Source organism: Paenibacillus praedii (assembly GCF_049725345.1).
GTDB lineage: Bacteria > Bacillota > Bacilli > Paenibacillales > Paenibacillaceae > Pristimantibacillus.
Map to the genome: position 1 here is coordinate 1 of NZ_JBMWAM010000028.1, position 21415 is coordinate 21415.

General features: G+C 47.3%; 21 protein-coding genes and 1 pseudogene. 5 read left to right on the forward strand and 17 right to left on the reverse strand.

Annotation, left to right across the window (positions count from 1 at the left end):
• Nucleotides 1-263: 263 nt before the first annotated feature.
• From ACO9K6_RS19385 to nikR, 10 genes and pseudogenes are all read right to left on the reverse strand, one after another.
• Nucleotides 264-374, reverse strand: coding sequence for a CLC_0170 family protein (locus ACO9K6_RS19385; protein ID WP_424769237.1), 111 nt, complete (start codon nucleotides 372-374; stop codon nucleotides 264-266).
• Nucleotides 367-584: pseudogene (locus ACO9K6_RS19390) on the reverse strand (spore germination protein); the annotation flags it as partial. The gene ACO9K6_RS19385 and the pseudogene ACO9K6_RS19390, both read right to left, overlap by 8 nt.
• Before the next feature lie 87 nt (nucleotides 585-671).
• On the reverse strand, nucleotides 672-1502 hold the full coding sequence (locus ACO9K6_RS19395) for a uroporphyrinogen-III synthase (RefSeq protein ID WP_424769189.1): 831 nt from the start codon (nucleotides 1500-1502) through the stop codon (nucleotides 672-674).
• A gap of 134 nt (nucleotides 1503-1636) precedes the next feature.
• Nucleotides 1637-2716: an AI-2E family transporter gene (locus tag ACO9K6_RS19400; RefSeq protein WP_424769190.1), complete on the reverse strand. Its 1080-nt coding sequence runs from the start codon at nucleotides 2714-2716 to the stop codon at nucleotides 1637-1639.
• A gap of 174 nt (nucleotides 2717-2890) precedes the next feature.
• On the reverse strand, nucleotides 2891-3508 hold the full coding sequence (locus tag ACO9K6_RS19405) for an ABC transporter ATP-binding protein (protein ID WP_424769191.1): 618 nt from the start codon (nucleotides 3506-3508) through the stop codon (nucleotides 2891-2893).
• Nucleotides 3498-4421, reverse strand: a complete 924-nt coding sequence (locus ACO9K6_RS19410; RefSeq protein WP_424769192.1) for an oligopeptide/dipeptide ABC transporter ATP-binding protein — start codon at nucleotides 4419-4421, stop codon at nucleotides 3498-3500. Before ACO9K6_RS19410 ends, ACO9K6_RS19405 begins: the two co-directional genes overlap by 11 nt.
• 43 nt (nucleotides 4422-4464) lie before the next feature.
• Nucleotides 4465-5325 (reverse strand): ABC transporter permease, encoded by an 861-nt coding sequence (locus ACO9K6_RS19415; protein WP_424769193.1) that lies wholly within the window; start codon nucleotides 5323-5325, stop codon nucleotides 4465-4467.
• Nucleotides 5322-6317, reverse strand: coding sequence for an ABC transporter permease (locus ACO9K6_RS19420; protein ID WP_424769194.1), 996 nt, complete (start codon nucleotides 6315-6317; stop codon nucleotides 5322-5324). Before ACO9K6_RS19420 ends, ACO9K6_RS19415 begins: the two co-directional genes overlap by 4 nt.
• Before the next feature lie 19 nt (nucleotides 6318-6336).
• Nucleotides 6337-7881, reverse strand: a complete 1545-nt coding sequence (locus ACO9K6_RS19425; RefSeq protein ID WP_424769238.1) for an ABC transporter substrate-binding protein — start codon at nucleotides 7879-7881, stop codon at nucleotides 6337-6339.
• A 188-nt stretch (nucleotides 7882-8069) separates the two neighbouring features.
• The gene (gene nikR, locus ACO9K6_RS19430) at nucleotides 8070-8519 is read right to left on the reverse strand and encodes a nickel-responsive transcriptional regulator NikR (RefSeq protein WP_424769239.1); all 450 of its coding nucleotides are present in this window, start codon (nucleotides 8517-8519) and stop codon (nucleotides 8070-8072) included.
• Nucleotides 8520-8750: 231 nt separating this feature from the next.
• On the opposite strand from nikR, the gene ACO9K6_RS19435 reads away from it, so the two are divergent.
• A complete protein-coding gene (locus tag ACO9K6_RS19435) occupies nucleotides 8751-8915 on the forward strand; it encodes a hypothetical protein (protein WP_424769195.1) in 165 nt (54 codons plus the stop codon).
• A gap of 95 nt (nucleotides 8916-9010) precedes the next feature.
• Here ACO9K6_RS19435 and ACO9K6_RS19440 read toward each other — a convergent pair whose 3' ends face one another.
• Nucleotides 9011-9277 (reverse strand): hypothetical protein, encoded by a 267-nt coding sequence (locus ACO9K6_RS19440; protein WP_424769196.1) that lies wholly within the window; start codon nucleotides 9275-9277, stop codon nucleotides 9011-9013.
• Nucleotides 9278-9451: 174 nt separating this feature from the next.
• On the opposite strand from ACO9K6_RS19440, the gene ACO9K6_RS19445 reads away from it, so the two are divergent.
• The 3 genes from ACO9K6_RS19445 to ACO9K6_RS19455 are packed head-to-tail and all read left to right on the forward strand — an operon-like array spanning nucleotide 9452 to nucleotide 13216.
• Nucleotides 9452-10990 carry a spore germination protein gene (locus ACO9K6_RS19445; RefSeq protein ID WP_424769197.1) on the forward strand — a complete coding sequence of 513 codons (1539 nt, stop codon included), beginning with the start codon at nucleotides 9452-9454 and terminating at the stop codon, nucleotides 10988-10990.
• A gap of 25 nt (nucleotides 10991-11015) precedes the next feature.
• Nucleotides 11016-12092: a Ger(x)C family spore germination protein gene (locus ACO9K6_RS19450; protein WP_424769198.1), complete on the forward strand. Its 1077-nt coding sequence runs from the start codon at nucleotides 11016-11018 to the stop codon at nucleotides 12090-12092.
• Between the two features lie 26 nt (nucleotides 12093-12118).
• Entirely contained in the window at nucleotides 12119-13216 is a 1098-nt protein-coding gene (locus ACO9K6_RS19455) for a GerAB/ArcD/ProY family transporter (RefSeq protein WP_424769199.1), read from the forward strand.
• A 24-nt stretch (nucleotides 13217-13240) separates the two neighbouring features.
• Here ACO9K6_RS19455 and ACO9K6_RS19460 read toward each other — a convergent pair whose 3' ends face one another.
• Complete coding sequence (locus ACO9K6_RS19460) at nucleotides 13241-14797, reverse strand: sensor domain-containing diguanylate cyclase (RefSeq protein WP_424769200.1); 1557 nt, start codon at nucleotides 14795-14797, stop codon at nucleotides 13241-13243.
• A gap of 215 nt (nucleotides 14798-15012) precedes the next feature.
• On the opposite strand from ACO9K6_RS19460, the gene ACO9K6_RS19465 reads away from it, so the two are divergent.
• Nucleotides 15013-16116: a metallophosphoesterase gene (locus ACO9K6_RS19465; RefSeq protein WP_424769201.1), complete on the forward strand. Its 1104-nt coding sequence runs from the start codon at nucleotides 15013-15015 to the stop codon at nucleotides 16114-16116.
• Nucleotides 16117-16166: 50 nt separating this feature from the next.
• Here ACO9K6_RS19465 and ACO9K6_RS19470 read toward each other — a convergent pair whose 3' ends face one another.
• Genes ACO9K6_RS19470 through ACO9K6_RS19490 form a run of 5 tightly spaced genes read right to left on the reverse strand, consistent with a single transcriptional unit; the run spans nucleotide 16167 to nucleotide 21406 of the window.
• The gene (locus ACO9K6_RS19470) at nucleotides 16167-17123 is read right to left on the reverse strand and encodes a sugar phosphate nucleotidyltransferase (protein ID WP_424769202.1); all 957 of its coding nucleotides are present in this window, start codon (nucleotides 17121-17123) and stop codon (nucleotides 16167-16169) included.
• A 17-nt stretch (nucleotides 17124-17140) separates the two neighbouring features.
• Nucleotides 17141-17695: an NADPH-dependent FMN reductase gene (locus tag ACO9K6_RS19475; RefSeq protein ID WP_424769203.1), complete on the reverse strand. Its 555-nt coding sequence runs from the start codon at nucleotides 17693-17695 to the stop codon at nucleotides 17141-17143.
• 4 nt (nucleotides 17696-17699) lie between these two features.
• Complete coding sequence (locus ACO9K6_RS19480) at nucleotides 17700-19346, reverse strand: nitrilase-related carbon-nitrogen hydrolase (RefSeq protein ID WP_424769240.1); 1647 nt, start codon at nucleotides 19344-19346, stop codon at nucleotides 17700-17702.
• Entirely contained in the window at nucleotides 19303-20265 is a 963-nt protein-coding gene (locus ACO9K6_RS19485) for a sll0787 family AIR synthase-like protein (protein WP_424769204.1), read from the reverse strand. Before ACO9K6_RS19485 ends, ACO9K6_RS19480 begins: the two co-directional genes overlap by 44 nt.
• Nucleotides 20240-21406: an MSMEG_0565 family glycosyltransferase gene (locus tag ACO9K6_RS19490; RefSeq protein ID WP_424769205.1), complete on the reverse strand. Its 1167-nt coding sequence runs from the start codon at nucleotides 21404-21406 to the stop codon at nucleotides 20240-20242. The genes ACO9K6_RS19485 and ACO9K6_RS19490 overlap by 26 nt, the downstream gene beginning before the upstream one ends.
• Nucleotides 21407-21415: the final 9 nt, after the last annotated feature.

The window sequence follows — 21415 nt, forward strand, 5'->3', positions numbered from 1 at the left end:
GCAAAAAAAAGTTGGACGGAAAACATTACGTTTTTCCGCACAACTTTTTTTGTTTTAGAGACTTATTGGACAGCCCCTTGCTATGTTATCCCTTTATTCTGTGAGTGAGACGATTAAAAACACAATGGCCATCAAAGCGTAAACGACTAGCGATAAAATCATTAATGATCGCTTTTTCACTACGCCGCTCCCCTTCCCGCACCAAGTAGGCTATACCCTATTGTATGTGGGCGGAAACTGCGCGGACATTGTCCGAATAAAAATTACTGCAGCAGCCATTTCGCAATATACAGCGCGATGCCAGCTATAATATTAAACCAGCCCAGGAAGCGCGACAGCTTCCACTCCTTGTTTTTGGCTGCTCTTAAGAAGATCCTTCATGCCTTCAAGTTTCCTGGAACAAGCGGGCTCAGATAAGGCACGCTAAGCAATAACAGATGATTCGCAATCACGATCAAACCGATCATTACGCCATACAACCCGAAAATGCCTGCCATAATAATGAGCGGGAAACGCAGCAGGCGTAAAGCCAATGCGGCATTATATGCCGGCGTTGCAAAGGAGCCTATTGTCCTGAACACGAGGCCCATGGCGTCCGCTTGGAGGATATATAATGGAGCCTTCCCGAGGGATAGCTTCAGCCTCTAGGATAGCCCCTGTATTGCTTTATTTTAAGATTCAACGCTTTCAGCGTTCTCATAATAGCGGCCAAGCTCAACGATAAGCGCGCCCATACGCTCCAGCTCCGGCACAATAACCCGTTCAACGCCGTATTCCTTAAGCGCATGCGCTGTCACCTTGCCTACTGCGCCTGCTAGAACCCGCTGCTCTAAAGCCTTCATAAGCTTGCCTTCGCGTCCTGTCCGCCGAGCGTAGTTGAACAAGTAATGAACCTGCACCGCCGTCGTGAAGCAGACCGCATCCACCGCGCTCTCCTCGAGCTCGAACAGCAGCGTATCCATAACGCCCGTTTCCGGAGGCACATGCCGGTAGGGCAATACCGATTCGACCTGCGCCGCTCCCTTCTCCTCGAGAAAGCGTACCAGCTCGGGAGCAGGCTCCCCATGGAGCTGAATCCAGACACGCTGACCTTCAAAATCATAAGAGCTTAAATTATCAATTAGCCCCTGCATCGTTCCGTCAGCATCGCTCACAACCGCTATAAGTCCGCTCCGTTTGACAAAGGCAGACGTTTTGTAGCCCCTTGTCGCGATATTCGCATGGCTCAGTCGATCGATGAACGCTTGTCCGATGCCCAGCTTCTCAGCTGCGCTTACCAGACTTTCAGAGCCCATACCCGTCGTCAAAATAACCCAATCGGCTCCTTGCTCAACGAATGCGCGCAGCGGATTCTCCAATAAGGTCTCCTCAAACATCGTCAGTCCTTGCAGCGAGCGTATGATTGGCGTTCCGCCCTGTTTCTCCACAATCAAGCTCATTTCATCCGTTTTGCGCGATCCGGCAATAACAATTTGTTTGCCCCTCAAAGCCTCTATCCCCATAGTCGTTCAACCACCGTACTTTCAGTAATATTTTTCATGCAGCATGACGTTCATGATATTCATTCATTTTAGGAGAAAAGGGGAGGTTAAGCAACGTGAAAACTCGATTGTTCAGCTCATATGTCCATATGAAGCTACGCATTTTCCCAACTGCGCTTAATAAATAGATTATATATTTTGATCCAAACAATTTTCAATATCATATATACGGGAATGATAAGCAGGATGCCCAGAATACCTGCGATATCCCCACCGACCAATACAAGAACGATAATCGTAACCGGATGAATATCAAGCTGTTTGCCAAATACCAATGGCGCAATCACATTATCCTGTATTTGCTGCGCGATTGTAATGACGATAATGGACCATATTGCAATCGAGGGTGATTCGATAAATCCGATTATGACAATCGGTATGGAAGACAGGAAGGAGCCGATAAACGGAATGAAGTTCAAGATAACCGCCACAACCGTAAGCAGCAGCGCGTATGGCAGATCGATAACCAAGAAGCCGATATACATCAATACACCGAGCGCTAAATTAATGACGACTCTGCTTACAATAAAGCTGCTTAGCGCCTTATCGATATCGTCCATGACCTCGGCCGCATCCGGGCGGAATCGCGCGGGCATAAAGCTTACAAATCTGTCGCCCAGCTTTCCGCCTTCCTTCAGCATGTAGAAGAGCAGAACCGGGAAGGTAATCAGTGCAATCGCAAAATTAGAAAAGAAAGTAAGCAAGCCGGTCATGTATTCCGTAAGCAGCGTAAAACCTTTGTTCAAATACTCCGTTAAGCGGGAGAGGGGGTTCACATTTTCAGGTAAGAAGCTTGACAAAAAGCCGCTCCGCTCTAGCTCCGCCACTTGCTCGCTTAAGGTAGCGAACAGGTCAGGAGCATTTTCGACCAAATTAAGCAATTGGGTTCTTAAGGAAGGCCATACCCACATGCTAAAGCCTACGAGTATGAGCAAAAACGATAAATAGATAAGTAATATCGAGAACGTGCGATTAATATTTCGTTTTTCCATGACATTGACGAGCGGCCGAAGCAAATAGTGGAAAAAACCCGCAATCATGAGCGGAATAATAATCATGCTGAACAACGAGAGCACGGGCTTAAATATAAAATCGACGCGCGAGGCTAAATAAATGATAATAAGAACCAAAATAATAGCCACGCACCAGCGGGTGAACCTCGTTAATTTGCTCATGATTTCACCTTCTTGTACAATTATTGCTGCTGCAGTTCATCCGCACAACCAATAAAAAAACCACACGGCGGGACCAGAGCAGTTAAGCCCTAAATACCCACAGCATGGCAAGTTGAAACGCCTCTCAGCCTTGGAGTTGTATGATTATTCAAAAGCTACATCAAAAAATAGCGCTTACCCTTGCGGCTGAATTTGTTTTTCTAATTCGACGGTTCGACTGCATATCTTTTTCACTAACGGATAGTCGTGGCTAATAACTAGCATGCCAAGCTGACGATTATGGACAACCTCCAACAAAGCATGCCAGATTTGCGCCTGCGTGACGGCGTCCAGCATCGTCGTCATTTCATCCGCAATAAGAAATCTGGTTTGCGGGCCGAGTGCTCTTGCGATGCAGCAGCGCTGCAGTTCCCCTCCGGACAATTCATTGGGATATCGCGTCAGCCATTCCCTTCTGATTCCGAGCGAGTCAAGTATCTCGACATCAGGAGACCAACCCTCCATTAATGTTCTGCCGATCCGCCAGCGCGGATTTACGGCGCGCTCCGGATGCTGAAAAATCATTTGAACAGGGTCATAACCGCCGTCAGCCGATTTTCGCCCTTGGACCAAAACCTCGCCCTCCACCGGCTTCGCATAGCCCGCTAAAAGCCGTCCCAAGGAGGTTTTCCCGCATCCGCTCGGACCGATTAAACCGACTATTTCTCCTGGCCGAATCGTGAGGCTGAAATCTTTAAACAGCCATTGGCCTTCAGAATAACGCCAACTAAGCCCTCTAGCTTCAAGAAGCATGGCAGCACCTCGTCATTCCGCCGCGTAGTTCACGAGGCTTCGGCCTCTCTTCTGAACATTTCACCGTAGCTGCAGCACATCGATCTGAGAATAGGCAGCCTTGCTTGCGAGAGCTTGCCTGAGGCTGCGCACCCAGCAGCGGTTTAAATCCGTTTTGCGGCAACGCACGCCACAATGCTTGGCTGTATGGATGTCTGAGCTGCTCGCCGCTCCCGCTGAAATCGCTGGCGGGTGCGATCTCAACCGCTTCACCTGCGTATAATACAGCCACTTTATCTGCGATACGAATCGCCGCCTCAATATCATGCGTAATGAAAAGCACTGCGCAGCCTCCAGCCGCAAGCTCCTTGAACAGCTGCAGCGCATCCTCGACATCTGACGAATGCATGCCCGGCGTAGGCTCATCGGCTATGATGAGACGCGCCCTGCCCAGAGCAGCCGTAGACACCAGCACCTTGCGCGCCATACCGCCCGAGAGCTGAAACGGAAACAGCCGCTCCACAGTCTTCTCCAAGCGGAAACGCTTCAGCAAACCTCGGCGTTCTGCGTGCTGCAATTTGGTGTCCGAACTCGATCCCAGCTGCGCACCGACTCGAATAAGGGGATCAAGAAAGCTCACCGATTGCGGAACGAGTGCAATATCCTTGCCGCGATACGCTAGAAGCTCCGCTTCATCCAATGGCTTCCCATTATATTGAATATCTCCCGTCATGACGACATTTGCCGGGAGGATCCCCATAATCGCATGTGCCAGCAGGCTCTTCCCAGATCCGCTCGCCCCGACGACAGCCACAATTTCACCCTCGTTAATCGAGAGATCAAGCTCCTCTACCGCCTTAACCTCTCGTTGGCGGCTGCCTTTATCATATTGAATAAAGGATATGGATAATTTCTTAACCTCTAATAGCGGCATTTGCCTCACACTCCTCACATTGAAGCTGTGTTTCATTCCCAAACTACAATTGAGCACTGCGCGGATCTATTAAGAGGCGCAAATGACTACCCAATCGATCGAAAGCACGAACTGTAATCAATAGTCCTAAGCCTGGGAATACGGCCAGCCACCACATGCCCGTCGACAGATAACGCATCGATTCCGATAAAATTATTCCGATTGCCGGCTGATGCGGCGACATGCCAAGGCCAATAAATGTAATAGCCGCCTCATGCAGCACAGCATGCGGAAACAGGATAAGAAAACCCACCATTACCTGAGGCAGTAAATGCGGTGCTAAGTGACGCGTCGCTATCCAGTATCGCGATCTGCCCATTCTTCTTGAAACCTGTACATAGTCTGCTGACATAAGCTGGAGCGCCTCTGCGCGAATAACCCGGGCAAGGCTCGGCCAGTGAGTCAGCATTATGCCTATGGCGATTCCCTTCATGCCGCCTCCACTTACGTATGCGATGAGAATGAGCATGACCAGGTGGGGCACGCTTAAGCTAACGTCGATGAGCCAGCTTATGATACGATCCGCTGATTTTCCAAGCACAGCAGCCGACAACCCCATGACGGTCGCTATGACCGTGCTGCATGCCGCCCCGAGCAAGCCAACCTGAATACTTAAAGCAAGACCTTTAATAGTCCTCGAAAACATATCTCTGCCAAGCCAATCCGTTCCAAATGGATGAGACAAGGAGGGAGATAATTGACGGATGTCCAGTTGAACAGCTAAGCCTTTCGTACCAAGCAGCATTGCTCCTGCACTAATACCAGCCAGCAGAAGCGCCGCTCCCACGGCGGAAAGCAGTGTTCGCTGCCGCTCATTCCGGCGAATAGACTTGCCGGCTCTATATCGCTGCTCCAAAGCATTCATCCGCGCACCTCCTTCGACAGGCGCATTCGCGGATCAATGACTCGATAGAGAAAGTCCGCAATTGCATTTCCCGCAAATACAAAGAGCGTGCTGCATAAGACGAGTCCCATCAGCAGCGGCACATCCCCCCGAATACCCGCATCAACGGTCGCTTGCCCAAGACCCGGATACGAGAAAACCTGCTCCACCAGAACGGCCCCGCCGAACAGCTCCCCGAATGCGGCGAACTGCAGCGTAATCGCAGGCAGAGCAATATTACGAAGACCATGCCTCCTTAACAGTCCAAGCCCTCTCTCCCCTCTTGCTCTAGCAAACAAAACGTAGTCGCTAGCCATAACATCGATCAGCTTCTCACGCGTATGAAGCGCAATCGGCGCGATGCCAACTACACTCAGCGTCATAACAGGCAAAATCATATGCCGAATATGATCTGCAGCCGTCACGTTTTCTGCAAGGACGCCAGCCGGTACGCCGAGTCCGAACGGAAACCAGCCCAGCCACACGGCAAATACCATCATTATTAATAAAGCGATCCAAAATGCGGGAGTCGAAGCAAGCGTATAGCAATAGCCTTTAATGATACGATCAAGCCACAAATCTCTGTGCATCGCCGCGATTACTCCTGCTGTAAAGCCGATCATGCCTGAGAGCAGCCAAGCTGCCGCCATCAGTATCGCTGAATTCAAAAAACGCTCGGATATGACCTCAGACACTGGCTCTCGATAGATCATCGACGTTCCCATATCCCCTTGCAGCAAAGCCCCCGCCCATTTCATGAACCGCTCCGGGAAAGGCCGATCAAGCCCCCAATAGGCCGTAATCTGCTCCCTTTGCTCTGGTCCGACGCGCATGAGATCTGCACCAATATAAGAATTTACCGGGTCAATGGGCGACAGACTCATAAGCGCGAAGGTCACGATGCTGACTGAAGCCAAAAGCGCAAACAGTCGAACCGCCTTTTTTCCTATAAATAATGTAATTCCCTGTATCATCGCCAAATCCTCATCTCGCTTACTCATTCCATTTCCAGGATAAAATATTATCCGTTAACGGCCAGCCATGTCCATGCGGCTGTATGCGCTGGATCCCAATATCCAGATCCTCATGAACGAAGTACAAATGATCGATATTCACAAGCCAAGCCCATGGCGCATCTCCCTTGACGCTTAATCCCGTTTGTCCGTCCCACTGCGCTTTCTTCCAATAATCAATCGCCTCGTCCTCCGTCCTCGCGTTTAGCGCCTGCTCAAACCAGTTGTCAACGGCCGGATTGCCGTAATAGCCCGTATTATAATAATCGACGCCGCCATATGCACTGCTGTATAGGTTATACATTTCCAGCGGATCATGGCTTCCCCAGCCTAGCATTACCGCATTGGCATGCATAAGCTTCTCGATTTCATCCCAGCTCTTGCCCTCAACGTTCATTCGGATGCCAATGTCCAAGGCCATCTCCGCCGTTGCCAGCGCTAACGATTGCCGCGTCACATCTCCCGACGGGTAGAGAAGCGAGAACTCGGCCGGCAAAGGACCCTTCTCAACAATGCCGTCCATGTCCTTGTCGCTCCACCCCGCTTCAGCCAGCAGCTTCGCCGCTCCGTCCGCTTCATTGTCCTTGATGCTTGCCTCTTCATTCCACCACGGAAGTCCGTCAACTGCGGTAAAGGCCGGTGTGCCATAGCCCTCCAATATCCCGTCGACTAGCTTCTGACGATCGATTGCCATATTAATCGCTTTGCGTATTGCCGGATCTGCCGTTACGTCGTTACCGATCGGATAGCCCTCCTCCGTTACACCGCCGCTTAAAACATAAGGGAAGGCGATACCGCGATTATCGACCGTTTTCACCGCTTCAAGCCGCATACCGGCTATCTGCTGCTTGCTGAAAGCAGAAGGAACAGAAGCGATGTCCACCCTCCCCGCCTTGGCGGCCGCGAAAGCCGAATCCTCGTTTAGAAAAACGAAGGTCAGCTTTTGGAAATAAGGGGTGCTGCCATAATAAGCTGGATTCGCCTCCACAATGAGCTGCTGCCCTCGATCCCATTGTACGAATAGGTAAGGCCCCGAGCCGATCGGGTTCTCTGCATAGGTGCTTGAATAGGCGTGCCTAGGCACGATTCCGGTCGCAATCAAATGATATACGAAGGTCGACTGCGGCTGATGCAAAGTAAATTTAACTTCATCTTCGCCTGCTTCAACGCTCGCCAGATTGGTCAGATCAATCGAGGAGCCATTACTGGCCGCCGTCTCGAAGGTAAACTTTACGTCTTCAGCCGTTAGCGGCTTGCTGTCGGAAAACGTAACATCGCTCCTAAGCTTGACCGTCCAAACTTTTCCATTCTCACTAATGTCGTACCCCGTCGCCAAATCATTTTCAATTTGAAGCTGATCATTGCGCTTCAGCAGCGTGCTTTGAAATAACGGTGAACCATATCGTCCCCAGCCCCTTGTCGGATCGAAGCCTATGTCCGGTTCAGAGCCAATCGCTACAACCAGGTCCTCTCTTGATTCGTAACCGTTAATCGATTTTGGCGTTGCACAGCCGGAAAGTATCATTAGGAGTGCAAAAAACAAAATAAGAAAACGAATGCTGCTCTTCAAATCCAACCACTCCATTGTGTTAGCTTTAGTAACACGATTATGTTATATTGTGACACGATAGTCAATAGCTTTCACCACTTTTATCCTATATCTACAACTGCAAATTAAAAAAAGCAGCTTCTCTGAGCAAGAAGCTACTTTTTTCAGCTATGATCATGATTAGCATCATGATGGTGCAGATCTGCAAATGTAACAGAAAGCTCAGCGTAAGAGACGCCCTTTTGCGTCTGCAGCTGTTGATGCAGCGCTCGCAGACGGGACAGCTGCCCTCTAACTACAATGACCTCCAAGCATTGATCGTGATTCAAATGAACATGCATATTTGATATAATATCGTGGTGATACTGGTGCTGCACATCCATCAGCAAGACAGGAAGGTCTCTTGCATGATGATCATAGACGAGCACAATCGTACCCGCCACCTGCTCCTGCCCATTCATTCGCCTCGGCTCCAGCAGCGAACTCCGCGCCAGATCCCTGAACGCTTCCGAGCGATTCGTATAGCCCAGCTCTTCAATATATTTATCAAATTGATCAATCAACGGTGCCGGGAACGACACCCCGAACCGAACCAGCCCATCCTTCTCGCCCATGCGCTCACCCATCCAGATCCTCGGTTTGTCCTTTAATGATAGAATTAGCTTTATTCTATCAAAAACCACGTAGAGAAGGAATTTCATGCAAAAAAAAAAGCTTACATCCAATCGTTTCACTAGATTCGCAATTACGCTAGCCTTCTCTCTACTTGTAGGATTGCTTTTCAAAGCCGCATCCGCAATACGGGAGTGATTATTGTCGGCTATACGTTTTGGGGGGCTTTCTTCATGAGCTTTCTGCTGTCAAGGCTGCACGAAGATTGTCCAACCACCGCCCTGCTAAGCCTGGCGCCGGGCGGAATGGACCAAATGGGCATACCAGCTATTTCGTATTTTGTTTATATTACTTCTGGTTCCTCCAATATTAAAGATGATTTTCCGAGTGCTGCATAGAAGACCCGCACGATAACAAACGAAAAGAAGGCTCTCCAGGAACTGCTTCCGGAAAGCCTTCTTTTTCTCTTTAGATGCAGGGGATCACATAAACCTCAATAGCTTGACTCCCTGCGCATTTCAGGCAATTGATAAATTCCCAATTTATGATCTGCATATCGTATTTTTTCGATAATTTTGCATAAATGGGTCATGGAATCTGAATCCTTCGTTGTTGATGCGACCTGATAAAGCGTATTTAGACTCCCTAAAGCATGCTCTTTGTTTACTGCACCGCTTTTCAGGTTCAACAGGATACGATCAATTTCAGCATTGATGAACCATACCACTCTTTTTCTAAGATTTGAATTCTTCATCTTCATTACAAGCCCTCCGATGTCAATGAACTATTACCCTGATAAGTATATTCCTCCTCCCGTTAAAACACTGTCGAAGCAAGAAGTCGAATAAAATTATTTTTCACGAAAAAGCGCCAAGATGCTCCCAAATGGAATAAAAAACTCCATTCTTAAGATAATAAGTCAAGAGGTGAGCACATGTTATTGAAGCGACGGTTTAAAGCGGATAAGAAAAAGCTGCAGCAATTAAGAACATCACATACAGCCAGTTTGGAGGAGCTGCTTCAAAAAGCCCATAAATCAGTTGATTTTACTCAAGCAGCCATTTCATGCGGATCAGAAACCTTTATCCTATCCTACTATACTTCCCTCGTCGATCAGCAACAGCTGCAATGCAAGCTGCTGCTGGCCTTGCAGGAGCAGAATGCTGCTAATGACCGTTCAATTGGTCTTGAAGAGCTTCATCATATCATTCCAATCGAAGAAATAATCGTTACGGACAGCATCGAAGAAATCGAATTCAAATTATTGAAGGGGTATGTCGTCCTCCAGATCAACAAAAATGAAAAACGCTGTGCATTAATTCCTTTATCCAGCAATAAGCTTGGACTTCGCGAACAAAATGATGCCGAAAACGAATTTAGCGTTGTCGGTCCCAAGGTTGGTTTTGTCGAAAATATAGCTATTAATATCCATTTATTAAGGCTGCAAATTAATACGCATGATTTAATTTTGAAGGAAATGACGATAGGCTCCGTATCGCGTACAAAGGTCATCATCGCCTACATAGATGGAATTACCAATGAACAATATGTTCGTACGATGACGGAACGACTGGAAGCACTTGACTTTGATGTGGTCTTCGATTCCTCGCAGCTTCATCAAATGATATCCGATAATTCCAAAACGCCCTTCCCGCTGTCTCTTTCCACAGAGCGTGTCGATCGGGCTGTTTGGTCTCTCATTAATGGGCAGGTAGCGGTTCTAAGCGATGGATCACCGTATGCCATTACGGCTCCTTCCACGCTGATCGACTTTTTTATATCGCCTGAAGATTATTATTTGCCATGGGTTATCGCGTCATTTCTTCGCATGATCCGTATCTTTGGCGTTTTGTTTTCTATTTTCGCGACCTCCATCTACATCGTCGTTCTAACCTATCATTACGAAATGATTCCGAAGGTGCTATTAGGGCCGCTCAGCTATTCGCGTCATAACGTGCCTTTTCCACCTGTGTTAGAGGTGCTTTTTCTAGAGTTCACGATCGAGCTGCTTCGTGAAGCTGGAGCGCGGCTGCCTTCAAAGGTCGGACAAACACTGGGTATAGTAGGCGGTATTGTCATCGGTCAAGCATCGGTCGAAGCAGCGCTTACCAGTAACGTACTGCTTATTATTGTTGCCTTATCCGCACTAGCTTCCTTTACCACACCTATCTATAAAATGTCGAACACGATTCGTTTTTTGCGGTTTCCTCTCATCCTGTTCGCATCGATTTGGGGCGGATTAGGCATAGCGCTTGGCATTTGCTTTCTGATTGTTCATCTTACACGTCTAAAATCGCTTGGCTCTCCGTACACCGTTCCCTTATATCCGCTGAGGTATAAGGATTTAATGGATAGCTTTGTACGGTTATCCTATAGTGTCACATCCAAAAGACCGGCGCATTTGAGACCTAAATCACTTTGGAGATATCATCCTCATGAAGAAAAAAAGGATAAAAATGATTTTGACGAATAAGTAAAACGGAAAATTGAGGTGTGACATGAAACGATGCTTTCTTCTGCTTATTTGCGCTGTGTTCACCTTAAGCGCCTGCACGAATCAAAGAATTATTGACAAAATTCAAATTATCCAATCCCTTGGTTACGATATGCAGGATCATAAATATTTGGGGACCCTTATCTATCCTAGCTTCGAGGAAAAAGGCAAGGTGAAATTACATGTTCATGAAACCGAATCCGATTCCTATGAAGACATTATACCGAGAATGAATACGAAATCAGCATTCGTGATTGAAATAGGAAAGCTAAGCACCATATTATTCGGAAAAACTTTTGCTGAAAGCGGGATTGACCATGTGCTTGAAACGTTTAGTAGGGATCCGCGCACGAGCAGCCGCCTTCAGCTGGGGATATGCGAGACAACCGCCAAAACCATTTTACAATCGAGTAAAAATGTAAATATCCCCTTTCACATTACCAATAAAATCGAACAGAATATTAAGCTGGGCAATTTACCGAAAACGAATTTGCATTTATTTTTAATGAATTATTACAACGAGGGCAGCGACCCTTACATGCCTTACTTCATAATGGAGAAAAACGAGGTCAAAATCGATGGATTGGCTATTTTCAAGAAAGATAAATATGTGACCCACATCAATATGAATCAATCCTTCTTATTCAAAATATTAGTGGATGAAACCAAGAATGGGAGCTATCAGTTCAAACCGGCGGGAGGAAACGAGCGTGACTTTATTTCTCTTCGAAACCTGAAAGCAAACGTAAAATACACGGTTAAACAAATAAAGCCTGTACCCGAGCTATCGATCCATTTGGATTTGACGGCTCAGCTTTTAGATGTCCCAACAAATATTCCTATCGCTAAAAATAAGGACTATCGAATAGTGGAAAAGATCGTAGAAGAGCATTTTAATAAAGAAATTCAGCAACTAATTTCAAGGTTCCGTAAGCTAAAGGTCGATCCCCTTGGAATCGGGATAATAATGAAAGCAAAATCAAAAGAATGGAGCAAGGAGGATTTTCTGCATAACTATCCTCATTTGAAAACGGCAGTAAGCTCACATGTAACGATAACGCAATCCGGAATTGCGGAGTAAGATAATATTTAGGAAGGAGAGCTAAGATGAACGCCAACATAGATGAACGATTTCAAGTTTCTCCATTTTTAGTATTCTTCTTAATCGCCGGAAGTCAAATCGGCATTGGTATAACTAAATTCCAGAAGGATATTGCGGAGGGGGCCGGCTACGATGCATGGGTAGCTGTCATCCTATCGGGAATCAGCATTCAAATCATATTGTGGATGATCTATCGCATGCTCAAAATGATGAATAACGAAGTCTTTTACATTAACCAATTTTGCTTTGGTAAATGGCTGGGCGGTGCCGTAAATGTTATCGTGATCGCTTATGTTCTGCTGCAGGCCGTTCTTATTCTCCGTTCCTATATTGAGGTTGTCCAGGTGTGGATGTTTCCCTTAATAAAGACATGGCAAATCAGCACCATCTTCCTAGTTCTGCTTTATTATATTGTAACGGGCGGCTTTCGGGTTATTGTCGGGATTTGCTTCTGGTGCCTAAGCCTCCCCTTCCTATTTCTATTCCCGCTTGTATTCTTCCCGTTGGAGTTTGCACAATTGAATAATCTGCTTCCTCTATTCAATCACTCGTTTATTGAAATGGTCAGATCATCCAAATCAATGCTCTTTCAATTCCTTGGGTTCGAGTACCTTCTCCTCTATTACCCATTCATCAAAAATGGAGGTAAATCGCAAAAATGGGCCCACTTCGGCGTTCTATTCTCGACCTGCTTGTATCTAATCATCACCATCATTACATTTCTATTCTATAGTGAGCCCCATCTTAAGCATCATATATGGCCGACATTGTCTATGTTGAAGATCGTTGAACTGCCCTTCATCGAGCGCTTCGAATATATCGTCGTTTCCTTATGCTGCTTAACGGTACTCCCCAATATCAGCATCAGCTTATGGGCGGCCTGCCGCAGTCTAAAGAAGCTTGCAAAAATAAAACAGCGCGTGAGCCTTATTATCATCTTAATATTAATGTTTGCTGCATGCCAGCTCTTAAAGGACCATAACGCCATCCAACAATCTCAAAAGCTCTTCTCTTATTTTGCTCTCTACTTTATCTATTTATATATCCCCATCATCTTTGGCATAACGATTGTGAGAAAAAAATTCTCGAAATCAATGCCATGAATATCGCAGGCTGCTGTTGCAGCTTCATGTATTAACGATTATATTATTTCGGCCCTCTGACTTAGCCTTATACAAGGCTTGGTCTGCCAGACGAATAACGTCTTCAGCTGAGGCCGCATGATGAGGAAATGAGCTGATTCCACATGAAATCGTGATGTTTTCGCCGGAAGGACTTATTGTTTCACTTAGTTTTTTTCGATATTTTTCCATAATCGAAAACGCTCCCTGATCATCAGTGCTCGGTAGAAGCACCATTAGCTCTTCACCACCATAACGGCAGCATAAATCTTCTCTTCGGACAGTATCTTTCAACATTTTCCCTGCATATTGTAGAACGGCATCCCCAACTTGATGTCCGAATATATCGTTCACATTTTTAAATCGGTCGATATCCACTAATGCTACTGCAAATTGTTTATTTTTTTCTACATACTGTCGTATAATGATGTCCATTGCTCTACGATTCATTAGGCCTGTTAAGGGGTCTGTCAAAGACTCATTTTTAAAAATATTGGCACGATGTTGAAGTACTTCGAACATGTGAACCATCGCTTTATTCAAATAATCCGCCTCGTAATACCAAGATTGATTTTTGGGAAATGCAATATTTTCTTCTTCTTTGTCTATTAGCTTTCTCGAAATGTTAGCAAGCGTTCTTAATGGCATCGCTATTTTATTGGATAAGTATAGAGACAATAGGATTGTGGCTAATAAGATAGGCAATGCATAGAGAATTACTTTCCTAATTATATTATCATTTGGTTCAAGCGCCTGTTTTAAAGGTGTTTGTGATATAATTCCCCATCGGCTTGAGTTAATGTAGGCGTATCCCGCCAACATCTCCACACCCTGTGAGTTTACAACTCGAGTACTCCCCTCATGAGCATGCATCACTTCATTAATAACCAGGTTATTCAATGAAACGTCACCTATTCTATCTTTATCTGGGTGATAGATAATTCGGCCCCTCTGGTCAACTACGTACAGGTATGAACCATCTTGGTAGAAATGATTTCCCAATACGTTTTGCAAAACACTTGCTTCTTGTAAATAGATAGTGCCTCCTATGAAGCCCATATAATTTCCGTCATCATCCCAAATCGGTTGCGAAATGAGTATAAGCAAACGACCCGTGGTTGCTATATAAGGCGCCGAAATCAAAAACCGTTTCTCCTTAATCGCTTGTTGAGAGCCTACCGTGTTTAACATAATCCCTTCAACGTTTTGATTTGGGGATGAAACGAGTATTTCGCCTTCCTTCGAAACGACAAGCAATGAGTTAAAGAACCTGGAAGAACTTAAATTTAAATCGAGAGCGGCCCTTAGCTTATTTTTCTCACCTAAAAATTTTGTTATTTCGCTTGCTTGAGCTTCTAAATTTTGATGCATCATCCCAAACAAAAAATCGGTTGTATCCGCAAGTTTATCCGCATACACCCTGTTTATTTTCAAGGTATCATTGATAACATACTGTCTATTCAGTTGACGGAAAACAAAGATCGCACCAAAGAATAAAGTCATTATACAAATTAAAATAAGCCCTACGATGAGGAATCGCAGAGTCAAAGTTCTCTTTATCATATAAATTTCCCCTATAGTCAAAATCAAAGATTAACATAATTATAGCAGATTGAGACATTACACGTAACGAAAATATATTGCGGAATCACGCAAATGGTTGCAGGAAATACCGAAAGCACTGCGCAGATGTCAACAAGCGTTCACATGTTGGTTTCAAAGTCGAAGAAATGCACTGGTCACGCCTGCTATAATTAAGTTAGTGAAGGGAGGATTTTATGTTTATTTTAATCGGATTACTATTTATTGCTCTCTATGCATTTCTTGTTTTCTTCATCGGCTGGAGCGGTTGGAAGTGGATGAAGCCGATGCTTTCAAAAAATTTCAGAATTGCCTATATCGTCCTCCTAATCATGCTGGCTACCTCCTTTATATTTGGACAAGTGTTTCAAAATATTCATTTTATAACCTATATCGGCTCTTATTGGCTTGCGGTATTCAGCTTGCTCGTTCTTCTGCTGCCGCTGGTGCATCTCGTTTTATGGCTGTCAAGGCTGACTCGGCTTCCGAAACACACTGTTGTGAAGTGGTCCGGATTTGTTACGCTTCTATTGCTCATCTCGCTAATTGCATACGGTTCCTACAACGCCTATACCCCTACCGTGCGTACTTATGACGTCAGCATTGCAAAGGAAGTGCCGGCAACTGAGCAGTTAAACATTGTGATGGCTTCTGATATGCATTTCAGCCTGCTCTCCGGGAAAAAGCATGCAGAACGAATGGTTGAGGAGATCAATGCACTCAAGCCGGATATCGTTCTATTCCCTGGTGATATTCTCGATGATCAAATTGAACCTTACTTGGATCAAGGGATTGACAAGCTATTAGAGAAAATAGAGGCGCCTTACGGCGTATATGCTTCCCTCGGCAATCATGACAAGTACAAAGGCCATACCGATGAGCTGATCGGTGTCCTTGAAAACAGCGGTATTCAGGTGCTGTATGACGAATCGCTCACCATTGACAACAAATTCACGCTTATAGGACGCAAGGATTACAGTGATTCCGATCGTGCGGCGCTTTCTGAATTAATGGCAGGCTTGGATACATCAAAACCGTTCATTTTGCTGGATCATCAGCCAAATGAGCTCGATATCGCTCAGCAGAATGGCATCGATCTGATCCTCTCTGGTCACACCCATTATGGGCAGGTCGCTCCCGCCAACCTGATAACTGGTCTCATGTTCGAGAACGACTGGGGTTATTTGCAAAAAGGTCAGCTCCACTCCATCGTCTCCTCCGGTTATGGGTTCTGGGGACCGCCAATTCGGATTGGGAGTCAGTCGGAAATTGTTCAGATTCATGTTTCTTTTGGAAAATAAAAGAAACGAAAAGGCTGTCCCAAGGTTGTTTTCAACCTGACAGCCTTTTTTCATTGGGCTTTGATTAAGATTCCCTCTTTACTGACAACAATAAGCAGGTTCTCTGCACCGCTGATCCGCACCGGGATCTCTGTTTCGTTAAGGAGCGATATATTTCGGCAGGCTTCATCCCTATTCACGCGATCACTTCCTGCAATAGTCCATACCTCCTTCACGGCACCCCAACTGCCCAGATCCTTCCAACGCCCTTCATACGGCAAAACGACCGCATGCTGAACATTTTCTAAGATTTCATAATCGAAGCTGGTTGGCTCCAGCTCATAAAAACGATCATGAACGGATTTATAGTCCAGGCTCGTGCCTTTAACTTTCATCCTCGTTAGGAGGAAGGAGAGCGGAAATGCGGCAACGCCGGAGTTCCAGTAAGCTCCTTGCTCCAAGAGTTCGGCAGCGGCTCTCAAGTCTGGCTTTTCACAAAAATGCTTTACATGCATATAGCTCCTGTCATCCCCAAACGCTAAACGCTCAGGAACGATGTAGCCGTATTGATCGGATGGACAATCCGGTGTGACGCCTATCATTGCTAATTGCGAGGCAGACTTCGAGAGCGCAGGCTCCAACTGCTTCATGGCTTCAAAAAAAGAATCGTCAGCATAAAGATCGCCAGGCATAATGAGCAATGCCTCATCGTCATGCAATAATTCATGGGAGCGCAAATAAGCAGCCGCATAAACGACTGCCGGGTAAGTCCCTCTGCTCGCGGGTTCAATAATATAAGCGGCTGAGCGGCCTAACTGTTCAACCAGCAGAGCAGCTTGGTTCGTCCCGATGACAAAATGGACCAGATGCGACAGCCCGCTGCTTTGAAGCTGGCCCCATATGCGCTGGATAATCGACTGCTTGCCGTCCGCTTCCTCAAATAACGGAATAAACGGTTTCGTTCGATTGGGATAAGACAATGGCCACAGCCTCTTGCCCTCTCCGCCGCAAAGCAATACAATCCGCATGACGCTTCCTCCCCGATTTAGCCCGCTGAAGGTTCCAAAGTCTGAAGCGCCTTTGACATGCCGACAATTTGAGCGGCCAAATGTTCGATACGCTCCTGTACGTTTGGATCCGTTATTTCATTGCGTTCATTGAAATGCTCACGATGGGCGTAGACATAATCGGGAGCCGTGTAGGCTCTAAAATAACCGGCAATCGGCTTCAACTGATTCTCAATGACCAGAAAATGCTGATAGGTGCCTCCCGTACCGATAAAACCAATGACTTTATTGCGAAAAGCCGTTGCCGGCAGCAGATCAAATAAGTTTTTGAGAGCACCTGAGAGCGACGCTTGAAAGATCGGCGTACCGATGACGAAGCAATCCGCTGTCAGGACAGCCTCAACCGCCCGCCTGGTATCTTCATTGTAAAGAATCAGATCGCGGCCATCGCAAAACTCCAATTTGCAGTTTTTTAAATCCAATACGTCTACTTCCAATTCGTCATCCAGCATCGCAGCGCAATCAACCACACTTTGCACGACGGACAAGGTTTTGGCCCCGATTAGCGTGCCCGAAATTCCCAATAGCTTCAAATGATCACCCTTTTCCTTCGTCGATAACCAATCGCTCGTACAAATGCGTCTTCAAACGTTTCATGAAGGGACGTCGTCTAACCGTTTCCGTCATTTGTGTCTCAAGCGTCCGAACGAACGGACCAGCGATCAAGTCTCCCTCATCATGAATCTGACGGTGCAGAAACAGCAAGCTTTCCGGACTGCCGCTAGGAGCCGCCACAGCGATGACCGCATCATTCTCAAATGCCCAGATGCGTTTCATCCAAGCCGTATCGGGCTGTTCACCCGAGGAGCAGACGGCTATAATGTCGGCACCCTGCTTCGCTAATACCCGATAAGACTCGGGATAATGGGCATCCGCTTCCGGCAGAAGACCGACTCTCGCAAAAGGAAGCTCCACGGTCTGGAATTTCCGACGATTCTCACTCGTTGCAATTTCTCCATTATGGTGAATGGGTGAAGCGCTCCCCAACAGCCCTTCAGGGCCAATAAGATAGACCGTACTTTCCTCTTCTGCCGATCCCTTCTCGGTCAAGCCGAACACAATATATCCATGACAGCGGCCGGCAATGGTACGCAATTTATTAAAAAGCAATGCATGAGATACTAAACGGCTATCCGTCTTCAGCGTGGGCAATACGAATAATTGCCTCATCGCTTCATCAGCTGAAAGCTGCAGCTCCAATACGCGGAAAGCCTCGGTCAGTCCCACAATCGTAACAAGATCCCCTGTCGCCTCGGGATAAGGAACGATCACAGTTTGATAACCACCAGACCCCGTCAGACTGCGGGTCTCCCCTTCCTCCCATAAATAGGGCTGAAGCAGCAGCTCCTGATAAGCGCGGGGACGCCGCGCTGCCAACCTGCTCTGCCGTTTATCCCTGCTATTTCGAATTTCGCCATAGACAATGCCTTCTCCGGCAACAAGCATCGATTGGATATTACCTTCTGCATCGATGATCGAGCTGCCCCCTGTAAATTGCGCGCCTCTTTCCTGATCCGAGCGGTTGGCAGCGACCCAGCTCACGCCGTTTTCCTTGGCCCGCAAGCACCAGGTCTTGCTGGGAGGATTGTTGCCGCCGCCAACCCAATTGGTTGGAAAAGCAATGATATCGGCATGCTTCAGCGCAGCTAGCCTCGCTGGCTCGAAGTACATCGCATCCATGCAAATCAGGATGCCAACTCGCCCGATTGCCGTTTCAAAAACCGGAATTTCTCCAGATCCCTCTCTGGCCCATCTCGGATCCGCCGCATATAGATGCGTTTTGCGGTAAACGCCTATTACGCCCTCAGGTCCGATCAATGCGGCACTGTTATAATAGATACCGGTTGAAGCATCAACCTCTGGCAGCCCAATTACAGCATAGCTGCCATATTTCTTCGCAACGTCAAGCAGCGAATTCGTGGTTGGTCCGGGTATAGTCTCCACGCATGGCTTAATCTCTTCGCGGCTTTCCCATACGTACCCGCTAGACGCCATTTCGGGAAAGACGACGAGCTTTGCCCCTTTTGCTGCCGCTTCCATGAACAGCTCCGTTATGCGGGCACGATTGCCTTCCGTGTTGCCATGCTCACTATTGAATTGAACGGCCGCCGCAACTATGCTGTCATTGTCTGATTTCCGATTAGTTTTCAGCTTTGCCCACCACCAATGCTTCCTTACTCCAATCGATTAACACCGCTTCCTCCACACCTTTGCTGATGACTACCCGCGTATCATCAGTTAATTCACCGACTACGCAGGCCACAATCCCTTCAGCCTCAAACAAGGAGACGATCTCCATACAGCTCTCGGAATCAGCTGATAAAACAAACCCGTAGCCGGGAAACATCCGCAGCCAGCGTTCCCATTCGACCGATTCAGGCTTCGGAATAAGGTTAAGCTCCACATTCGCCCCGCACCCGGCGTTCTCTGCCAGCATCGCGATCGTACCTAAAATACCCGCATTGCTAATATCTCTTGCTGCCGAAGCTAGCTTACGCTCCGCCAGCAGAGGCAGCAGCTCCAGCTTAGCTCGCAAAGCCTGAGGAGTGGCTTGGCTGGTACAATCCCACTGCGCGTAATGCTTGAACGGTCTGCCTTCGAGGTCAATGGCGACGAGGAGCGACTGTCTCGGCTTCCCTTGTGTTCCGCGAAGCAATTGATTAGCCTTTCCAATAATAGCGGTGCCTACCCCTGCGGCTTCTCCCGGCAGAAAATGTCCACCGACCATCGGAACCTCGAATTTTCGTGATCCCTCAGCCATCCCTTCTGCAATAAGCGCCGCTGTATCATCATCAGGCGCGCTTAACAGATTAACGATAGCCGTCGGTCTCCCTCCCATCGCATAGATGTCGCTGATGCTGACAAGAACAGCGCAATAGCCGGCCCAATACGGCTCCTCCCTGACAAGCTCCGGCAAGATGCCGTCGCAGGACATCAATAAATAGCCATCCGAGACGGGCAGCACGGCCGCGTCGTCTCCAATCGGATCGAGCATCTTGTCGCGATCCCAGCGAAAGGCGCGAAGCGGCGCTTGAATATTCTTTTTGCGCAAAAGTCCCGGGGAGCTCGCCAATCCTTCAACCAGTGCCGTCAATTCGCCCACTAAGCATCAGCCTCCTGTATAGTGTGACATGTTTCTGGGCAGTTGCACTCCAGTGATATTTATAAGCTGTTTTTTTCCCTTCTGTAGAAAGTCTATCTCGAAGCGCCATATCACTTGCGACTCGCAGCATGCCATGGGCGATAGACCGCTCGTCTTCCGGATCGGCAAGCAGCGCATTATGTTCATGGCTGAGAAATTCACGGAACACTTCTATCGTTGAAGCGACGACAGGGGTACCACCCGCCATCGCTTCCATAATAGCCAGCCCCCAGCCTTCTTTAATAGAAGGCTGAAGATAACAATCCGCCAGCTGGTAATAATCTTGTATAACCGCATCGCTGGGCGCTCCCACTATACGGACAGCAGTGCGGACCTCATTGTCCATGCCGTTCCATTCATTCATAAAATCGTCATAATAATAACGATAATCGAACAGCGTTGCACCGCCGGCAATGACTAGCACCGCATCTGGAATGGAGCGTTGCACAATTTCGAATGCGCGCAGCGTACGAATGGTATTTTTGCGCGGCTCAATACCGCCTATAGTCAGAAATACTGTTTTCCCCGACAAGCTGTACTTGTCTTTCAGCTCAGCCTTGCTGCCTCGCGGCTCGAAATAACGATTTTCCACTCCATTATGGATGACCTCTGCTGCTCGGCCGTGCTCTATGCGGAGACGATAGCGCCAATATTCGCTTACGGTGATTAATTGCTCGGGTGCTGTTACGGACTTCTGCTGGCAGCTTACGAGAGCTGGTGTCGTAAAATCATCCAGATGATGCACCGTCCGCAGGAAGAAGGGGACACGCCCCCTCTCCATCAGCCGATTGAGACAATTGGCGCTTATGCAATCCTGCACATGATGAATGTCGTATTGCTCCAGCTCCTCGGAAGCGAGTCCCTCCGTGTACGTCTCAATATAGCTGGCAATACGGGATTCGAACGATTCTCCAGGCCGCGATAAGTATGGGAAAACCTGCGTACCCGCCTTTACAGGACGATAGAATTGCTGCGCTCCGCCTAAGCCCAGCGCATAAACCGTTACGTTGCATCCGTATTTTTCCAGCTCCTCCGCTAAGGCAAGCGTGTGAATCACGCCGCCCCGCGGCTTTGTATTATACGTATAAAGAGCAATTTTCATGGGAAAGCT